Annotated in this window: 21 protein-coding genes and 1 pseudogene; 1 reads left to right on the top strand and 21 read right to left on the bottom strand. The window is 55.4% G+C overall.

All coding sequences use genetic code 11. The annotated features are described in order from the left end of the window. The 13 genes and pseudogenes from Q0Y09_RS05640 to Q0Y09_RS05580 form a co-directional block, all read right to left on the bottom strand. Positions 1-312: pseudogene (locus Q0Y09_RS05640) on the bottom strand (flagellar motor switch protein FliM); the annotation flags it as partial. A gap of 74 nt (positions 313-386) precedes the next feature. Continuing rightward, complete coding sequence (locus Q0Y09_RS05635) at positions 387-1,136, bottom strand: flagellar motor protein MotB (protein WP_297718871.1); 750 nt, start codon at positions 1,134-1,136, stop codon at positions 387-389. A gap of 20 nt (positions 1,137-1,156) precedes the next feature. After that, positions 1,157-2,020, bottom strand: coding sequence for a MotA/TolQ/ExbB proton channel family protein (locus Q0Y09_RS05630; protein ID WP_297718868.1), 864 nt, complete (start codon positions 2,018-2,020; stop codon positions 1,157-1,159). A 76-nt stretch (positions 2,021-2,096) separates the two neighbouring features. Then, positions 2,097-2,312: a flagellar FlbD family protein gene (locus Q0Y09_RS05625; RefSeq protein ID WP_297718864.1), complete on the bottom strand. Its 216-nt coding sequence runs from the start codon at positions 2,310-2,312 to the stop codon at positions 2,097-2,099. 64 nt (positions 2,313-2,376) lie between these two features. Next, positions 2,377-3,618 carry a flagellar hook-basal body complex protein gene (locus Q0Y09_RS05620; protein WP_297718861.1) on the bottom strand — a complete coding sequence of 414 codons (1,242 nt, stop codon included), beginning with the start codon at positions 3,616-3,618 and terminating at the stop codon, positions 2,377-2,379. Between the two features lie 100 nt (positions 3,619-3,718). Further along, complete coding sequence (locus tag Q0Y09_RS05615; RefSeq protein WP_297718858.1) at positions 3,719-4,105, bottom strand: TIGR02530 family flagellar biosynthesis protein; 387 nt, start codon at positions 4,103-4,105, stop codon at positions 3,719-3,721. A gap of 12 nt (positions 4,106-4,117) precedes the next feature. Then, positions 4,118-4,666 carry a flagellar hook capping FlgD N-terminal domain-containing protein gene (locus tag Q0Y09_RS05610; RefSeq protein ID WP_297718855.1) on the bottom strand — a complete coding sequence of 183 codons (549 nt, stop codon included), beginning with the start codon at positions 4,664-4,666 and terminating at the stop codon, positions 4,118-4,120. Between the two features lie 19 nt (positions 4,667-4,685). Then, positions 4,686-5,792, bottom strand: coding sequence for a flagellar hook-length control protein FliK (locus tag Q0Y09_RS05605; protein WP_297718853.1), 1,107 nt, complete (start codon positions 5,790-5,792; stop codon positions 4,686-4,688). Between the two features lie 71 nt (positions 5,793-5,863). Next, the gene (fliJ, locus tag Q0Y09_RS05600) at positions 5,864-6,313 is read right to left on the bottom strand and encodes a flagellar export protein FliJ (RefSeq protein ID WP_297718849.1); all 450 of its coding nucleotides are present in this window, start codon (positions 6,311-6,313) and stop codon (positions 5,864-5,866) included. Positions 6,314-6,333: 20 nt separating this feature from the next. Next, positions 6,334-7,635 carry a flagellar protein export ATPase FliI gene (gene fliI, locus Q0Y09_RS05595; protein ID WP_297718847.1) on the bottom strand — a complete coding sequence of 434 codons (1,302 nt, stop codon included), beginning with the start codon at positions 7,633-7,635 and terminating at the stop codon, positions 6,334-6,336. Continuing rightward, positions 7,604-8,428 (bottom strand): FliH/SctL family protein, encoded by an 825-nt coding sequence (locus Q0Y09_RS05590; protein ID WP_297718843.1) that lies wholly within the window; start codon positions 8,426-8,428, stop codon positions 7,604-7,606. The genes fliI and Q0Y09_RS05590 overlap by 32 nt, the downstream gene beginning before the upstream one ends. Positions 8,429-8,498: 70 nt before the next feature. Then, positions 8,499-9,578 carry a flagellar motor switch protein FliG gene (fliG, locus tag Q0Y09_RS05585; protein ID WP_297718841.1) on the bottom strand — a complete coding sequence of 360 codons (1,080 nt, stop codon included), beginning with the start codon at positions 9,576-9,578 and terminating at the stop codon, positions 8,499-8,501. Beyond that, positions 9,579-11,192 carry a flagellar M-ring protein FliF C-terminal domain-containing protein gene (locus Q0Y09_RS05580; RefSeq protein ID WP_297718838.1) on the bottom strand — a complete coding sequence of 538 codons (1,614 nt, stop codon included), beginning with the start codon at positions 11,190-11,192 and terminating at the stop codon, positions 9,579-9,581. Positions 11,193-11,772: 580 nt separating this feature from the next. Between Q0Y09_RS05580 and Q0Y09_RS05575 the strand changes: the two genes are divergently transcribed. Then, positions 11,773-12,054, top strand: coding sequence for a hypothetical protein (locus Q0Y09_RS05575; RefSeq protein WP_297718835.1), 282 nt, complete (start codon positions 11,773-11,775; stop codon positions 12,052-12,054). A 174-nt stretch (positions 12,055-12,228) separates the two neighbouring features. Here Q0Y09_RS05575 and Q0Y09_RS05570 read toward each other — a convergent pair whose 3' ends face one another. The 8 genes from Q0Y09_RS05570 to Q0Y09_RS05535 form a co-directional block, all read right to left on the bottom strand. Further along, positions 12,229-12,534: a flagellar hook-basal body complex protein FliE gene (locus Q0Y09_RS05570; RefSeq protein WP_297718832.1), complete on the bottom strand. Its 306-nt coding sequence runs from the start codon at positions 12,532-12,534 to the stop codon at positions 12,229-12,231. Between the two features lie 19 nt (positions 12,535-12,553). Then, complete coding sequence (gene flgC / locus Q0Y09_RS05565) at positions 12,554-13,015, bottom strand: flagellar basal body rod protein FlgC (protein WP_297718829.1); 462 nt, start codon at positions 13,013-13,015, stop codon at positions 12,554-12,556. 50 nt (positions 13,016-13,065) lie between these two features. Beyond that, positions 13,066-13,419: a flagellar biosynthesis protein FlgB gene (locus Q0Y09_RS05560; RefSeq protein ID WP_297718879.1), complete on the bottom strand. Its 354-nt coding sequence runs from the start codon at positions 13,417-13,419 to the stop codon at positions 13,066-13,068. Between the two features lie 295 nt (positions 13,420-13,714). After that, positions 13,715-13,891 (bottom strand): YjfB family protein, encoded by a 177-nt coding sequence (locus tag Q0Y09_RS05555; protein ID WP_297718826.1) that lies wholly within the window; start codon positions 13,889-13,891, stop codon positions 13,715-13,717. Further along, complete coding sequence (locus Q0Y09_RS05550; protein ID WP_297718823.1) at positions 13,888-14,163, bottom strand: carbon storage regulator; 276 nt, start codon at positions 14,161-14,163, stop codon at positions 13,888-13,890. The genes Q0Y09_RS05555 and Q0Y09_RS05550 overlap by 4 nt, the downstream gene beginning before the upstream one ends. Beyond that, positions 14,157-14,612: a flagellar assembly protein FliW gene (gene fliW / locus Q0Y09_RS05545; protein ID WP_297718820.1), complete on the bottom strand. Its 456-nt coding sequence runs from the start codon at positions 14,610-14,612 to the stop codon at positions 14,157-14,159. The genes Q0Y09_RS05550 and fliW overlap by 7 nt, the downstream gene beginning before the upstream one ends. A gap of 18 nt (positions 14,613-14,630) precedes the next feature. Next, the gene (locus Q0Y09_RS05540; protein WP_297718817.1) at positions 14,631-15,239 is read right to left on the bottom strand and encodes a DUF6470 family protein; all 609 of its coding nucleotides are present in this window, start codon (positions 15,237-15,239) and stop codon (positions 14,631-14,633) included. Between the two features lie 47 nt (positions 15,240-15,286). Next, positions 15,287-16,336: a hypothetical protein gene (locus Q0Y09_RS05535; protein WP_297718814.1), complete on the bottom strand. Its 1,050-nt coding sequence runs from the start codon at positions 16,334-16,336 to the stop codon at positions 15,287-15,289. Positions 16,337-16,456 lie beyond the last annotated feature (120 nt).

Genomic DNA, 16,456 nt, shown 5'->3' with positions numbered 1-16,456 from the left:
GGCCAGCACATCCCCCTCCGTCAACGCGTTTGAGAACTCGTAATAACGCTGCTCCTCAATGCTCTCCACAGTGATCTCACAGTTGGCGCGCAGCCGGGCGTTCAGCCGTGAATTGATGATACGGGAGTAATTGTCAAAAATCCCGTTCAGCATTTTGATCCGGTCTCTGGTGAACTTCCTCGGACTGCTAAAGTCGTACTTTCGGTACTTCTTCTCCTGCTGCTCCTCGCCCTGCGCATTCACGTCCTTCTCGCCGCTGCGAACCGCGCTCAGTAAAGCGTCTATTTGACTTTGTGATAATACTTCTGCCATATAAGTTCCTCACAAGCTCAATCGATGCGCCGTACCGTCAGCGGGGGATACATCCCCCGCCACACGTGAACATCTCATGTAGTCTCTAAGTTGGCGATGCCGCCCTGGAGCTCCTGCTCCAGATTGCGCCCACTCACGATCATTTCCACACGCCGGTTTCTCGCCCGGCCCTCCGATGTCTCATTGGTATCCACAGGCTTCCATTGTCCGAGCCCCTCACTCACCAGCTTTGCGGGGTCTATGCCGCTGTGCTCCTGGACATAGATCACCACGTTGGTCGCCCGCATGCTCGCCAGTGTACGGTCCGTCCGAACGCTGTTTGGCCTGTCTGGATCTGCCTGCGCCGTGTGGCCCAGGACGCGCACCTCATCAATAGACTCTTTTGCCCCATCGAGCATCAGACACAGCTCATCCAGGACTGGCTCCGCTTCTCTCTTCAAAACCGGGCTGTCCCCATCAAAAAACACGACCTGGCTGAACGAAATAAAAATACGTCCTCCGTCCTTGGTCACAGAGATATTATTTTGCATGCCCTGCTGTTGAACATACTCCGACAGCTCCTGATAGAGCACCTCCAGCTCAGCGTCGATCTTCATTTGTCCGCCGGCCTCATCGGCCTCCGCGTCCGGGCCATCTCCCCCGGGGGTGGCGGTAAATGTCTCCACTGCGTCCGGATTGAAGCTCATGACCAGCGCCTTCCAGTTTTCCTCACTAATGGTGGACATGGAGTAAAGCAGCACAAAGAAGCAAAGAAGGAGCGTCACCATGTCGCCGTATGTATCCATCCAGTTGGCTCCGCCTCCGCTGCGCTTCTTTTTTTTCATGCCCGCTCACCTTCTCCCGATCACTCTTTTTTGCCTTTTTTCGCTTTCTTGTCGCCACGGCTCTCCTGGCCGCCCTCTTCGCCCAGCTCACGCTGCTTCTGGGCCATATAGGTCAGCAGCCGCTCCCGCAGGAACTTGGGGTTTTCTCCCGCCTGGATCGACATGACGCCTTCCACAATGATCATCTTGCACAGGACCTCTTCCTCATCCCGGTTCCGCAGCAGGGTGGCGATGGGGCCGAAGACCATGTGGGCCAGAATACAACCATACAGGGTGGTGATCAGCGCGGTACCCATATCGGAGCCGATGTTGGAAGAGCCGGTGCTCAGATCCATTCCCTTGAGCATATTGATTAGGCCCACCAGGGTTCCGATCATACCAAAGGCCGGCGCCACAGAGGAGGCCTTGTCATACATGGCGGCCGCGTCCTCATGTCTGGCAGACATACACTCAATGTCATTTTCCAAAATGCTTCGGATCTTATCCTGGTCGTAAGCGTCAACGATCAGCATGATCGCCTGCTTGAAGAAGGGGTCCGTCTGTTCGTTCGCCTTCTCCTCCAGGGAGAGCAGGCCGTTCTTCCGTGCGATCTGCGCCAGCTCCACCAGCTGGTCAATGTACTCCACGGGGTTAAACATCTTGTTATTGAGAATGATCTTAAAATGCTTGGGCATGGCCTTGAGCATTTTGCTGGGAAAGCTGGCCACAACAACAAAGATGGTACACCCGATGGTAATCAGAATACTGGCCGGGTCAAGGAAGTTGAGAAGATTCTCAAAATTGACACTGATTGGGTCCGCCGCTCCCAGTTTTATGCTCGTGACCATGCCGATCAGGCAGACAACAATGGCGCCAATCAAACCAATGATATAATTCAAGTTCATATAGCAGTCATTCCCCCTTTAGCTGAACGGACGCCCTGCTTCTGGTTTTTATATGTAAAAAGACGCATGTTTCATGCTATCTATGATCTTCGATCGTAATCTCCCGGTAGACATCCCGTACCTTCGCATTGTAATCCATGATCTTCTGGATGATTTCCTCCACCGTCTCCTGGACAAGGTAATAGTCGTGATTCATCATGGTGATCTTCGCTTCCGGTATGCACTCGATACATTCGATTTGTAGATGATTCAGCAGAAATTTCTCATCATTTCGCTTGGTTAAAACGATCATAGCAATCACCTTTTTGTTGCCGTCCGGGGCGGGGAAACGCCCCGGACGGCTTCATTCATTACGGTCAGCGTTTCATGTTCACAAGCTCTTCCAGCATGGTATCGGTCACGGTAATGATGCGGGTATTGGCCTGATAGCCGCGCTGGGTGGTAATCATATCAGAGATCTCTGTGGCCAGGTCCACATTGGAGGCTTCCAGGCCGCCGGTAATCAGCTCCGTGGAGCCGGCGCTGGTGATCTCCGACTTCTTGCTCAGCACCGCGTCCTTTGGCGCCAGACTGCCGTTGACGTGGGTGAGCTTACCGCCATTCACGGTCTTGATGGTATCGGCTGCGCCGCCCAGCATGGAGATCTGCAGATCGCCCGCGCCGCTGCCGCACTTGTAGTAGGAATCTCCCGTGTGGCTCACGCCGTTGGGGTTGGTCACATTGCCCACGGCCAGATAGCCGATGGTGATGACCTGATCGGTGTCCTTCAGGGTGCCGGAGATCTTGCCGGACTTGGGGTCGATCTCCAGTCCGTCGATCTGGGCAAAGGCCAGGGGATTGGTGTCGCCGACCTTGTCCCCGTCATCATTCACGGGCCAGTAGTCCTCCAGGCGGGTCGACCCCACATCACCGTCCAAAAGGTTGTTGGCGTCGGTGAGAGGCTTGTTATCCTCCTTTTTCACCACGGGGTAGCGCACGGTGTAGGACCACTTGTAGTCCTTGCCCTCCACCATGTCATCGGTCACGGGTCCATTCAAAGGATCACCAGTGTTGGGGTCTACCGCCAGTTTTTCCATCCGGGGCAGGCGAATGGGGACCAGCTGGTCGCTGACGATGGGATTTCCCTCCGCATCGACTCCGACGGTCATGAAGCCATAGACCGGGTTGCCCTTACCGTCGGTCAGATAGCCGTCCGCCTTGAATTCAAAGTCGCCCACGCGGGTGAGGGTCAGGCTCTTGAAGCTGTTGGGGTCCATCGGGTCAATGACATTCGCCGCATCCTTACCGCCCACCAGGAAGAAGCCGTCGCCGTACAGCATGCAGTCCATGGGTCTGCCCGGTGTGTAGGTGCTGCTGGTCATATTGAGGTCAATGCTGGCAATGGACGAACCGTAGCCCACCTGGGAGGGGTTCTTACCTCCGGCGGTTGCAGTGCCGTCCGAGCCGCTGCTATACATGGTATAGAGCGCGTCGCGGAACACCGTCCGCTGCGTCTTGTAGCCATAGGTGTTTACGTTGGCCACATTGTTGCCGATCACATTCAGCTTGTTCATGTGGGTCTTCATGCCCGCAATCGCTGCATACATTGCTCCGGTCATGTTGTTTTAACGAACTCCTTTCGGTCTCTGGCGCCGCCGGCGCTCCGTCAGTCGGGCGGAGCGCAATGGCCTCCGAAACCGGTCCTGCCATCTGTATGTATTACAGGAACACGGCGCCATCTATGTTGGTAAATACGCTGTCCTTCATTTCAGCCTGGGTAATGGCCGTAATGACTTTGGCATTGGGCACATTGATGATGAATGCTTTCTCCGTATCCACCGCCAGGATATTGGTGGCCCCCTTGGCCTGGGCCCTTACCATGCTTCCCTTGATCTGATCGATCAAGCTCGGAGTGATCTCGATCCCCCGCTCTTCCGCCCGGGATATCGCATGCTTGGAAAAGGCGATCTCCTGCGGTGGCTGCGCGGTCTGTCTGGCAAGCTCCTGCTGCAATGCCGCGTCAAAGGCGCTTCCAGACGCTCCTCTGTGGAATCCAGTCTGCGCAGTTTGCCGGACGCTGTGCTGTCCGGACAGCTTCTCAATCACGCATCATCACCTTCATCCCTTCGGCGTTTCAGGCGTGACGGGCGGAGTCTCTCCCTGTCCATTGCCGTTTCCGTCCTGCGAGCCATCTGGCTTTGTACCGTCCGGCTCTGTGCCGTCAGGCTTTTCCACCTCCTGGGGAAGTCTGCCCACGGCCAGGATCTCACTGAGGAAATAGTATTTGTCGCCGACAAACACCACCTGCTGTCCATTGTAGCTGCCTGTTCCCGTGACAGTACCGACGACCTCCTCCAGCTTTCCCTCGGAATCATACTGGCCAACCGTCACTTCCTTGCCCACCAGCGAGGCGGCGTAAGACATCACCGAGGCATCGGTCATATTGACGAGCGCCTGCACCATCTGCATCTGCACCAGCTGGTTCAGCATGTCAGAGGTATCAGCCGTCTGGTCGATGCTCTGATTGGTCAGCTCCGTCACCATCAGGGTCAGAAAGTCCGTCATATCCAGGCTGCCCTGCCCCTTCTTTGTGACCTGAACGCCGCCCAACGAGCCTGCCGCTCTGGTCGACAAGAAGCTGCCCACGTCTCCGATAAAATTACTCATAGATTCACTTCCTTCCCGTTCAGGATACCTCCTCGTCCAGAGGAATCAGGCCCAGGCGCATCTGCTGGAGGAAATCCTGGCCATTCCGTCTCTGCTTGTGGGAATGGTCCGGCTGACGCTCCTGCTGCCCTCCCTGCGGATGTCCGTCAGAAAAGTCCTGGCGGGCTTCCTCCTGCTGTCGGGTCACCTCAACGGTGACCTCCTGCTGGCCGTTTCTGCTTAAAAGGAATTGCAATCCCGCCAGATCGCGCTCCAGCAGCTTCTGGGTCTGGCTGCTCTCTGCGTACATGGATACGCGCAAGGTCCCGTCGCTCGACCAGGTCATTTCCACCTGCACATGCCCAAGATTTTCCGGCTCCAGCTGGATGTCCACCTTGGTTTCCCCGCGCTCGGCCGCCGCGCTCAGCCGCTCAAACAGCTGGGCCTTCACCGGCAGCTCCTTTCCGGTCTGCTCCACAGCCGGAGCTTCACCCACCTTCACAGGAAGGCCGGGCACATCCCGGAACACCGGAACCTCCACGCCGAACTCCGTCCGCTGCATGTTCTCCTCCGAGGGCTGCGCGGCATCGGGCAGCGGTGTCTCTCCGGAAGGATGCTGCACCACCGTGGGGTCCTTTTCAACCGGCTTCATGACAGTTGTCTGCAACGCCGCCTCATTGGCCTCATTCGGAAGCAGCTTCTGCTCCAAAAGCGGCAAATCGTGCCCCGCCGTTTCCGGCGTTGCCTCGGGCATTGGGGCCGCGCATGCCACCGGGTCCAAAATCGGCTGATCCTCTGCAAGCACAACCAGCGGCTCTGCCTGCGGCGCCTGCTGGGCCAGTTCCATAGCAACAACGGGATGCTGCAAAGACATCAACGCGGCCCATACCATTTGATTTTGGAGGTCCAGCTCTGTATCCTCATCCCCCACTCCAAGAGGCTTTCCAGAAATCATCTCCGCGTTCTCCTGCCCCTCTGCCGCAGCAGCCTGCCCCTCTGTATGAGTGGCCTCCGCCTTGGATTCCAGCAGTTTTTGGAAGCTGGGCCTCTCTGCGCCTTGTGCGTCTTTCCGCGCCGGTGCATGGGCGGTCTGCCGCTCCGCAGCGACCTGCAGGATATTCAGCACGCAGTCGTTCACCTGCTTCATACTCTCTCACCTCCTTTCACTGTCTTTTTATTCCAAACGGCAGGAGACCTGCCGGTTCGGACCTCCATCATCTAGTTGGCTGCATTTCGGACCCGCCCGGTACTGACAAATTCCTCGATAAACAGCTCATTGCTTTTGTCGAGGGCTTTTTGATAATCCTGCAGCTTTTTTTCCCTCAGCTTCTCGATTGAGGCTGTTTCGCGCTTCGCCTCAATGAACTCCATGCGCTTCTTCTCCTCCTGCCGCCGAAGCTCTTCCAGGTGTGCGGACGCCTTTTCGATCTCCCGCTCCATGGCGCGCAGCCCGCTTTGATAAACCAAAACGTCTGTGATCGGCAGGCCCGCCTCACAGCGTTCCCGGTATTCCGCACAGTAGGCGCGATATTTGGCAAGCAGCTCATCCAGCAGCTTCTCCTGACGGCGCACCCGCGCAAGGGACTCGGCGTGCTCACTTTGCAGGCTATCCTGTATCTGCTGCTTATAGGAGAGCACTGTGTCCAAGGAAAACTGGAATTTCTTCATTCCACGCTCCCCCCTTTCACTTATCTCAGGATCTCACGCATCTGCTGTATGCACGCCTCATATGTAAACGCCTCATCCACACCCTGCATCAGGAACTCATTGACCGCGTCGATCTTGGACAGGGCAAAGTCCAGTTTCCGGTTGGTGCCCGGCTTGTAAGCGCCGATGGCCACAAGATCTGCATTTTTTTCATAAACGCTCAGGATGTCTCGGATCCGGGAGGCCAGCTGGCGATGCTCGTCTGAAACGATCTCCGTCATCAGTCTGGAAATGCTGGCGCTCACATCAATGGCCGGGTAATGGTTGCCGTTGGCAAGCGCCCGGGAAAGCACGATATGTCCATCCAAAATACCGCGGACCGTGTCCGCAATGGGCTCGTTGGTATCATCGCCTTCTACCAGAACGGTGTAGACGCCGGTAATCGAGCCCTTGTCAAAATTACCGCTGCGCTCCAGCAGCTTGGGCAGCTCTGCATAAATAGAGGGCGTATAGCCGCGGGCCACCGGCGGCTCTCCGACTGCAAGTCCGATCTCGCGCTGTGCCATAGCAAAACGGGTCAGCGAATCCATCATCAAGAGCACATCGTAGCCTTGATCCCGGAAATACTCCGCGATCCCTGTGGCAACGCTTGGGCATTTCATCCGCAGCATCGCCGGCTGGTCCGAGGTCGCCACCACCAGAATGGAGCGGCGCATTCCTTCCTCGCCCAGGTCTTTCTGGACAAACTCCAATACCTCGCGGCCACGCTCGCCGACCAATGCGATCACGTTGATGTCCGCCTTTACATTTTTGGCGATCATGCCCATCAGCGTACTTTTTCCGACGCCTGAGCCCGCGAAGATACCGATACGCTGCCCCTTGCCAATGGTGACCATCCCGTCGATGGCCTTGACGCCGAACTCGATCCGGTCCCGGATCGGAGGACGATGCAGCGGGTTGATCGGCTGGCCGCCAATGCAATAGGACGTCCCATCGGTAAACGGACCTTTTCCGTCCAGCGGCTGGCCCAGCGCGTTGATGATGCGGCCCCGCAGAAACTCGCCGACTTGCAGCGTCAGCTGTCTTCCTGTATTGCGCACGAAGTTTCCGGCGGAAATGCCGTTCATGTCCGCGTACGGCATCAGCAGGATCCGGTTGTTCTTAAAGCCGACCACCTCTGCGGTCACCTGCCTGCCAGACTCGCCGTTGTAGATCCGGCAGATATCGCCCACCGCCGCGCGGCCGCCGGAGGCTTCAATCGACATTCCGACGATGTTTTCGATTTTTCCTGTCAGACTATATGTATCAGCGTTATAGACCTGACGAATCATGCGGCGGAACATAGGCTACTCCTCCAAGAACAGGACTGCTGCCCCCGTCACCCGCCGGAATATCTGACAGCAGGGAACGGATATTATTGATTTGCGTCGCGGCACTGGCGTCGATGATCTCGTCCGGCATCTCTATGATGCAGGTTCCGCTCTCATCGTCCGCCATCGGGATGATACGCACCTGATCGGATAGGGAGGACAATGCAGCAACCAGCTGAGGGGACATCTTCATGGACAGTCCGTCGCATTCCGCCACATAGATCCTGACCCACTCGCGCCGCTTCCGTCGATCAACGGCGGCCTGGATCATGCGGCCAATCACTTCCGAGCTGCTCTTCAGGCTCACTGCGATCACCTTCTCCGCAACGGAGATGGCCAAGTCCCTCAGCTCGTCGACATTTTGCTCCATCTGCTTGTCCAGGGCGTCATTCGCCCGCTCCAGAAACCTGTCTATGCTGGCTTCCAGCGCGGAAAGTTTTTCCTCCCGGTCTTTCCTGCCCTCTTCCAGCGCCTGCGCGGTACCGTGGAGGACGCCGTCTGCATGGCCTGCCTCCCAGCCCTCCTCACGCGCTTTTTCACGGAGTCTGGCCGCGTCCTCCTGGGCCTCCTGCCTTGCCTGTTCTAAAAGCTCCTCCGCCTGCTGCCTGGCCGCCCTGAGTATTTCATCCGCCTGTATCTGCGCATAGCGTAAAGGCGCATTGCCTGCTTCCAGCTCGCTGTCGGGCTCCGGCTCCTCATCGGGCACAAATGCTTCCAGCGGCTCAGTCTCCGGGGCCGGCGTCTCATCTTGCAGGGTCTCGTCCACCGGCTCCAGCTCATCCGTCTCAAGGAACTGATAGGGCTCTGTTTTCGGGCTGGAAAATCGTTTCCATATACTAGGCAATGATATCGTCCTTTCCACCCTTCAGTATGATGATCTCGCCCTTCTCCTCCAGTGAACGAATGATTCCAACGATCCGCTGCTGCGCCTCTTCCACATCCCTGATGCGGACGTTTGTCGTAATTTCCAGGTCGTCCTTGATGCTCTGGGCCATGCGGCTGGACATATTGGTAAACAGCTTGTTGCCGACCTCCTGATTGGAGCCCTTGAGCGCCAGCACCAGGTCCCTGGGATCGCAGTCGCGCACAAATCTCTGGACCGAGCGGTCATCCATGGTAACGATGTCCTCAAACACAAACATCTTCTTCCGGATCTCATCCGCAAGATCCTGATCCAGCCCTGACAAGCCGTCAAAAATATTCTTCTCGCTGGTACGATCCAGGTTATTCATCACATCCGCCACATAATCGATTCCGCCGACCTTCACATTCGTGCTGGTGATGATGTTGGAGAACTTCTTGCTCATCTCCTCCTCCACGATCTTGATGGCCGCAGGGGATATGCTCTCAATGTTGGCAATGCTCTTTACAACCTGAATTTGCTGGGACTCCTCCAGCTGTGCGACCACACCTGCCGCCTTGTCCGCGTCCACGTAGGACAGCACCAGGGCGATGGTCTGGGGGCGTTCGTTCTGCAGCGCGGAAAACAAGGATTTGACGTCTGCCTTGTTCATAAATGCGAACTCCCGGTTTTTCAGGGATTTCGTCACCTTGGACAGCAGGTCCTCGGCGGCCTGTTCGCCGAACGCCTTTTCCAGAACGCTCCTTGCATACTCCAGGCCGCCTTCGGTGACCGCCTTGTTGGTCATGCACATCTGGTAGAATTCGTTGAGGACATCCTCCGTCTGGTCCGAATCCAGGTAGCCCAGCCGCGCCACCTCCAGGGTGAGCTGTTCCACCTCTTCCGGCTCCATAAACTTATAGAGATTGGATGCCTTCTCAGCGCCAAGCGCCACGATCACCGCAGCCGCTTTCTGTGCGCCGCTCAACTCGATCTGCGGGCGCTTTTTCTCTTTTGTTGTTTCTTTCTTTACCGGAGCAGTCACGCCTGCTTCCGTTGAAACTGTCTCAGCCATTTAATCGGACCCCTTCAGCCACCCTCGCACCATCTGTGCGGCAATCTCCGGGTTGTCGTTCGCAAATTGACGGATATCCTTTCTCAGCTCCATGCTCTTCTCCGTCTGCATGGTCATAACGTCCGCGCCCACCGGCGACGCAGTGTCCACAAAACCGACGGAGGACAGCATTTCATCCAGTTCTTTTTGCTCCATGGCGGCTTTTTTCTTCTTTCGCTTGCGACGGATCGCCACGATCACAAGCAGCACGATGATGAACAGCAGGAGACCGCCTGCCGCAGCGACCACGACCCACAGAGGAACGGTGGCCGCGTCAAGAGCGGGCGGAGCGACCGGGCTGTAAAAGGCCATGGAGACAACCGATATCTTATCCGCCAGGTACTCCACACCTGTCGCCGCATCCACCGGGCCCACAATTCCTGCGGCCCGCGCGACGTGCCGCCGAATGTTTTCTGTGTCAACAGCACCCGCCGCCGCTGAGTTGATGCTGACCGCCACCGTACAGTCCTCAAGATACCCCGCCGTATACAGCGCCTGCGTTTCTTTGTACGGGTTGTCGTAATCTACCTGTCCGCTCCCGCCAAGGCTCTGCTCCTCGCCGGTGGGATCGGCTGCATTCTCCACATGCTCCGGAATATCGCTGTTCGTTTCCGAACCGACCAGCCCTCCAGCGGCATCGTTGCCGGGCCGGGCCACATAGTATTCATAGATCTGCTTGCCGATGATCCCTTTTCCATTCGTCTCGCCATTCTGCGCCCATTCCGGGAGATAGACATCTCTGGAGCTCACCGTGCGCTGGCTCAGCTCCACAACACAGTTGACGCTCACCCTGACGTTGTCATTCCCGAAAAAGGGCGAAAGCGCCTGCATGACCTCGGTCCGGATCTTATTTTCGTACTCCTCTTCCAGCTGCAGCTTCAGGGCCGAGGCGTCCCCTGCGGCAGCCGAGGCGTCTGCTGTGTAGTTGTTGCCCATGGTATCGCTGATCGCGACTGAATCGATCTCAAGCCCCTGGACGCCATGGGAGACAAGGTTCCGAATGGCAGAGACCTGCTGCGCGCTCAGCTTGGCTGCGCCGTCCATGGTGACGGTCACCGCCGCCGACGCGTCGACCACATTTCCGCTGTCCAGTACATACCCGCGGTCTTCCCCCGGGCTGATGAGCACCGTTGCGTCTTTCACGTTTTCAAAGGTCCGGATCACGTTACTCATGCTCTCCATCAGGAACATCAGATAGGCGTTGTTCCGCTCTGACTCCGTAGACAGGGAACCCACATGGTCATAGTAAGTGGAATAGGCATAGCCGGTCTGCGGGTAGCCTTGCATCAGGAGCTTGCCTTTCAGCGACGCCGCCTGACTGCGCGGCACCAAAATGGTGTCGTTGTTTTCCACCTTATAGTCCGTGACTCCCTGTCCATCCAGATAGGTCAGGATCGAAGACGCCTCTCCGGAGCTCACACCAGTGACCAGGACCTCATACGGTTTGTTGTTCAAGACAAGCGCGATCAAAACGGCCAATGCCACCAGGGCCGCAGCAGAAATAATCAGCGCCTTCTTTGATATCTTTTTGATTCGTTCCAGCCCATCTGCCCAGAACTTTTTCAACTTGTCCACCAACGGCCGTCACCATGCTTTCTTGATATCAACATTCTCCCAAAATTCCTATATATGTGTTGGCACTCTCCACCCGTTTCAGGCATAATTACACTTGTAAACACGTAAAAATGGCGCTTGTATCCTGTCCATTTTACGAAATGCCTGCTGCCAGGGCATCGTCACACCACAGTACAGAACGGTGGTCTTATTGGGGTTTTGGGAAAAATTGAGCGTCCAACCTCATCCTCAGGATGTACGCCCACTCATTTGGTCCGCTCCCAGTTGATCCCTTGTTTCCGAGCCCGCCAAAGTCTTGTGCTGTCAAGGGATGACGCGGCACAGGAACATAAAAGGAAATTGGGCGTTGCTTCTTTTCGATGAAAAGTGTGTGTGATTCAAATTGCCGTCTCTGACCGTCGGGCGGATCCGCACATTTCAACCCCTTGGATTCCAGAAGACCTTTGTGTTCTATTGAAAATAGAACACAAAGCAAGGGCCATTGATTTGTGTTCTATTGAAAATAGAACACAAAGCAAGGGCCATTGATTTGTCATTCTTCTCCAGCACTCCGTCATGATTTGAAGTGAGGGAACGGCTTATGACGCGACACGTCCGTACTTTCGTTGCACAGCTTCTCCAAAAATACGAAACGGCGTCAGGAAAGCCCTGTTCGGTCATTGCGTGCGAAATGGAAATTCCAATTTCAAATTATTATCTGTATCGAGATGGACGTGGAAATCCCACCAGCAAAACCATAGACAAAATTCTCGAAGTAATTTGTGTGGATTACCCTGAGATCATTGCTGAAATACTCTCCATAAAGCTGGAGCAGCTAGAGCGGCTATATAAAAAACCGGAACATTATACCTCTGCGGGCTAACGGCATTGGAAGATTTCCAATGCCGCCGAATGTCACTAAGCGCAGCGCCTTCCTCACAAGCAGTCGGAACACGCGAAGGTTCCTTTGGGAACATGACCGCTTTGGGGGAAGCCGCCAAAATAAAAATCAGGTCGAATCCCCCCGATTTTATTGCACGACATTCCCGCCAGCCCCTTACAGGCTGATTCTGGTCAGTTCAGAATAGGCGTCCAACGCTTTATTTCTCAGCTGCACCAAAAGGCTGACTGACAATTCACTTTTGGAGGTCGCAAGCATCAAGGCCGCCGGATTATCCAACTGGCCGGTGGAAAGAAGATATTCTGCCTCTACCTTCCTCGCGTCGGTCTCTTTCACCTGGTCGATCGCGGCTTGGAAAATAGACCCGAAAATGCTCTCTCCCCCATTTTCTACCTTTCCATCACTTCCCAGACCCAGTGAGGAAATCGGGGACAGCTGTTCAACAGGAGCGATCATGCTCATACCCCTCTCCTAATACAAATTATTTTCCAATCTCAAGGCCCTTGGCCAATACAGTTTTCAATGCGTTGAATGCCGTTACATTGGCGGAATACGCCTGTGTGGCGGCCATGGCATCCGTCATTTCCTTCACCATATCGACATTGGGCAGCTCTACATACCCATCTTCGTTGGCATCCGGGTGGGTGGGATCATAGACCAGCTTGAGCGGAGACGGATCTTCTACGATCTGCGCAACGCGCACGCCGCCAGCCGTCGCATAGCCGGAGTTCGGCGTCAGGCCCTCCGCAGCGCGGGCCATTGCAGCACGAAATGTATCCCGACCAGCAACCGATTCAAAAACGACCATCTTACGGCGATAGGCCCCGCCTGCTTCGGTGCGGGTGGTCGTGGAGTTTGTCACATTCTCTGAAACAATGTCCAGCCGCAGCTGCTGCGCCGTCAAGCCAGAGCCTATAATGTTCATTGAGCTTAAAAAAGACATATGCACACATTCCTTTCATGGAACTGTATCAGGGTCTCTCAACCGGTCTTTTATCCCTGGATCGCGATTCTCAGGGCGGCCAGATCGCTGTTCAACGCACTCATCACATACTGGATCTGATAGGCATTCCGAATCATTTCCGTGCTCTGCTCTGTGATGTTTACTCCATTGTCATCCATGCGGGTGGACACAGGCTTTTCCACCACCGCTATCTGTGCGGTATCCAACACTTGGCGCACCGCTTTTCTGGGCGCAGCGGCGCCGGATGCGCGCTCCAGCTGCTCCCGAAAGCTCTCTTCAAATGTGACGACCTTCGGCTTATAGTTTGGCGTTTCCGCATTTGCGATGTTATCTAAAATAGCCGCCTGCTTTGTCCAGAGAAATCCCAGGGACCTCTCCATCATGGTCAAAGAATTCGTAGATAAAAAACTCATATGCCATCCTCTCGATCCACAGTCCAAGCAAATTTTCACTGCACATTTGGAGCCAAAGCAACCTCACTCTGTAAAAATCGACAGACTCCTACCCCATATATATACCACACAGTCACATTTTAATCAAGACGGGGCCGTATAATTTTTTTGGTGTACCTGTTTGGATTATGTAAATTACTTGCAGATTCAAATGCTGTCAGGCCAATAAAAGGGCGGGATGGTTATTCTAACCATCCCGCCCTCTTATATTTTACATATGTGCCGTTCAGGCATAGACGTCAATGAATTCGCCCATAGGCGGCTGCTGAGGCAGCATCTCCAGCAGCTCCTGCGCCACCACTTCCTGCGTGTCCATCATTTTTTTGGTAACAGCAAGAGAATAGGCCAAAGACGTTTGGGCTGCGCTCATCTCCATCGCTGCCCCTGCAATGGCATCCATCATACAGTATCGTCTCCTTTCTTGTCCTTTCCTTCCGGCGCATCCTTCTCATCGCCGCCGTGCAGCAGTGCCAGCAAAGCAGCGGGATCCGCCCCTTCAATCGCGGAATCCGTGTTTGCCTCCGCAACTGCAAGCAGCTCGCTCCTGAGAATCGGAACCTCCACCGGCGCGGATATGGCGAGACGGACCTGTCCCTTCTTGACTGACACGATCGAAATGGAGACATTGTCACCGATCAGCAGAGATTCCCCCGCTTTGCGCTGCAAAATCAGCATTTCGATTCCCCCTCGTCCAGATGAATCGTATCCAAGGACTGCCGCATTGTATAGGAATCCGTTTCCATAATGATCTGACGAGCCACACTGGTCGTTGGATTGATAACAATGGGACACTTCAAATTGACCGTGCTGGAGGAAACTGGCTCTTTCACCGCACACAGCACGTAAAAGCAAAGCGCCTCCACACTGTCCACCTCAAACATCCGCAGTTCCGATTTTTGCAGCACCGGTGTGTACTGGGGACAAAGATAAAACGGGTCCAGCAACGTATAGGCCAAGCACGGGGTCTTCATACTCTGCAAGCACAGCATCCGATTCTCACCGCCCTCGAAGGGCAGCAGGAGGAAATCGGTCTCCTCTTCAAAGCCGAACAGCCCCGCCGGAAACCGAATGTGCTCAGAGGACTCGTATTCGATCTCACCAAAATACTTTGTCCGGAGCTTCAATCAGAGTCCCTCCTCATCTCACGCCTTCACAGCGACCGGCTCATAATTGGGGTCCGCGGAGGGCGGTACATAGAGCGGCCCGCCGATATACTTGATTACCACATCCGGATACTGGGTCACCGAGATCTCAATATCACCGGGGACAAATTCAAACTGCGTCCGATTGAGACGCCAGTCAAAATTCATCTTGTCCATTTCAAAGCGGATGTTCAGCTCACCAGGGTCCCAGCCGATCTCCGCAGGAACCGTCGGGATAAAGCGGATCCCGACATTCGTTTTCACATCCCGCGCCATCGCATCGGCTGCAAACTGGGTGACCATTTCCTGCCCGATCTGCGCTTTGAGCAGAAGCTGCCCCTGCTGAGCGTAGGTAGCCGTTGCCTGGTAGGCGGCCTGCTTCCCCTTTTCCGCTCCCTCCTGGATGGAACGAGCCGTGGTGGGAACAACAGAATTGCGGGCCTCGAACGTGTCAATGTTCAAGCGGATGGGGCTGCTCTTGATGCTCAAGCCCCCATCACTGCGTGAGATCTCCAGATCCGCCGTTCCACGGGTATATTCCAGCTTCGCGTGGGACACCTTCATCTCGATCTCAATGGGTACGCTCTTAATTTCAATCAGCGGAGTCATAGATACTCATTCAGCTCCTTTCAGTTTTCGCACATGTGATCGCTGTATCAGGAATTCAAATAATCCATCAGACTTTGTGAGAGAATGCTGTTGCCCACCTTCAGCGCGGTATTGTAGCAATACTGTGCCCAGACGAAGGAGGAGATCGCCTCGGCAGGATCTACATCCTCAATGCCCAAAAACTGCTCCTGCAGGGTGTAGGCCGTACCCTCCAGCTGCTTCTGATTGCTCTTGAGGAAGGCGGCCTGCGTGTCCAGCTCCGTAAACTTATCGGAGAGCTTGGAGGAAGATTCTTCAAACTTTTTTGCCAAACGCTCAAGATCCTTGCGGTCCTGCTCGCTTGCAAAGGCGCCGGAGTCCGGGTCGCAGCGTTCCAGGATCTGGCCCATCTTTGAGATGATGGACACAACATTTTTGGGGTCTCCATCCGCGTCCACGCCGTAGCCCAGGAAATTGATCCCCTGCAGCGCCACATTAAAGACGCTGCCGCTGATGACCTCGCCGTTCTCATCCTCCTGCATGCCGAGCCCGATGTCCGCGTACTTTGTCTCGCCGGCCATATATTCGAGCTTCTCCAGGTCGTCTGTACCCTGCTTTGCGTCCACCACAACGCCCCGGTAGCAGAGATTGCCCTGATCGTCCCAGCTGAAGGGCACATTCAGCCCGTCTGCGCCGGCAAACACAAAATTATCGCCGTAGCGGCAGTTCATCTTCTGGGCGATCCCCTTGGCCAGTGCTGTCATGGACTGTCCCAGGGCATTTCGTCCGGAGGCAGTGGGGTCGTTGAGACTCTGGATGATATCCGCATAGGCCGAATCGGATATGCGGTTCTTGACGTCCTGGCCCACGCCTTCCAGGGTGCTCCACGCCTGCTCATACTTGCGCACCACCGACTCGCCGACAGAGTACTGCGTGTTGACCTTCTGGAAGGAGCGCCGCATCTGGAAGCACCGCGCCGCCGTAGCCGGAGCCTCCGCGAAGGAATTGAAATTACGCCCGGTCAGGACCGTATTCCTGGCCTTGTTCAAGGTATAATTGGAACGCTGCAGGTTATACCGATAACTCTTCAGCACACCATTTGTTGTAGAACGGATCATGTTGCGACCTCCTTTATCAAGTTATGAGCCCCGTTCCGTTGATCAGCTTGTCGATCATCGCATCCATCGTCGTCATCAAACGGCAGGCGGCGTTATAGGATTTTTGGTACTGCATCAGGC

The organism is Intestinimonas sp. (assembly GCF_026169115.1).
Taxonomy (GTDB): Bacteria; Bacillota; Clostridia; order Oscillospirales; family Oscillospiraceae; genus Intestinimonas.
The sequence above is the reverse complement of the archived record's forward strand: the minus strand, read 5'-3'. Positions and strand labels throughout refer to the sequence as shown.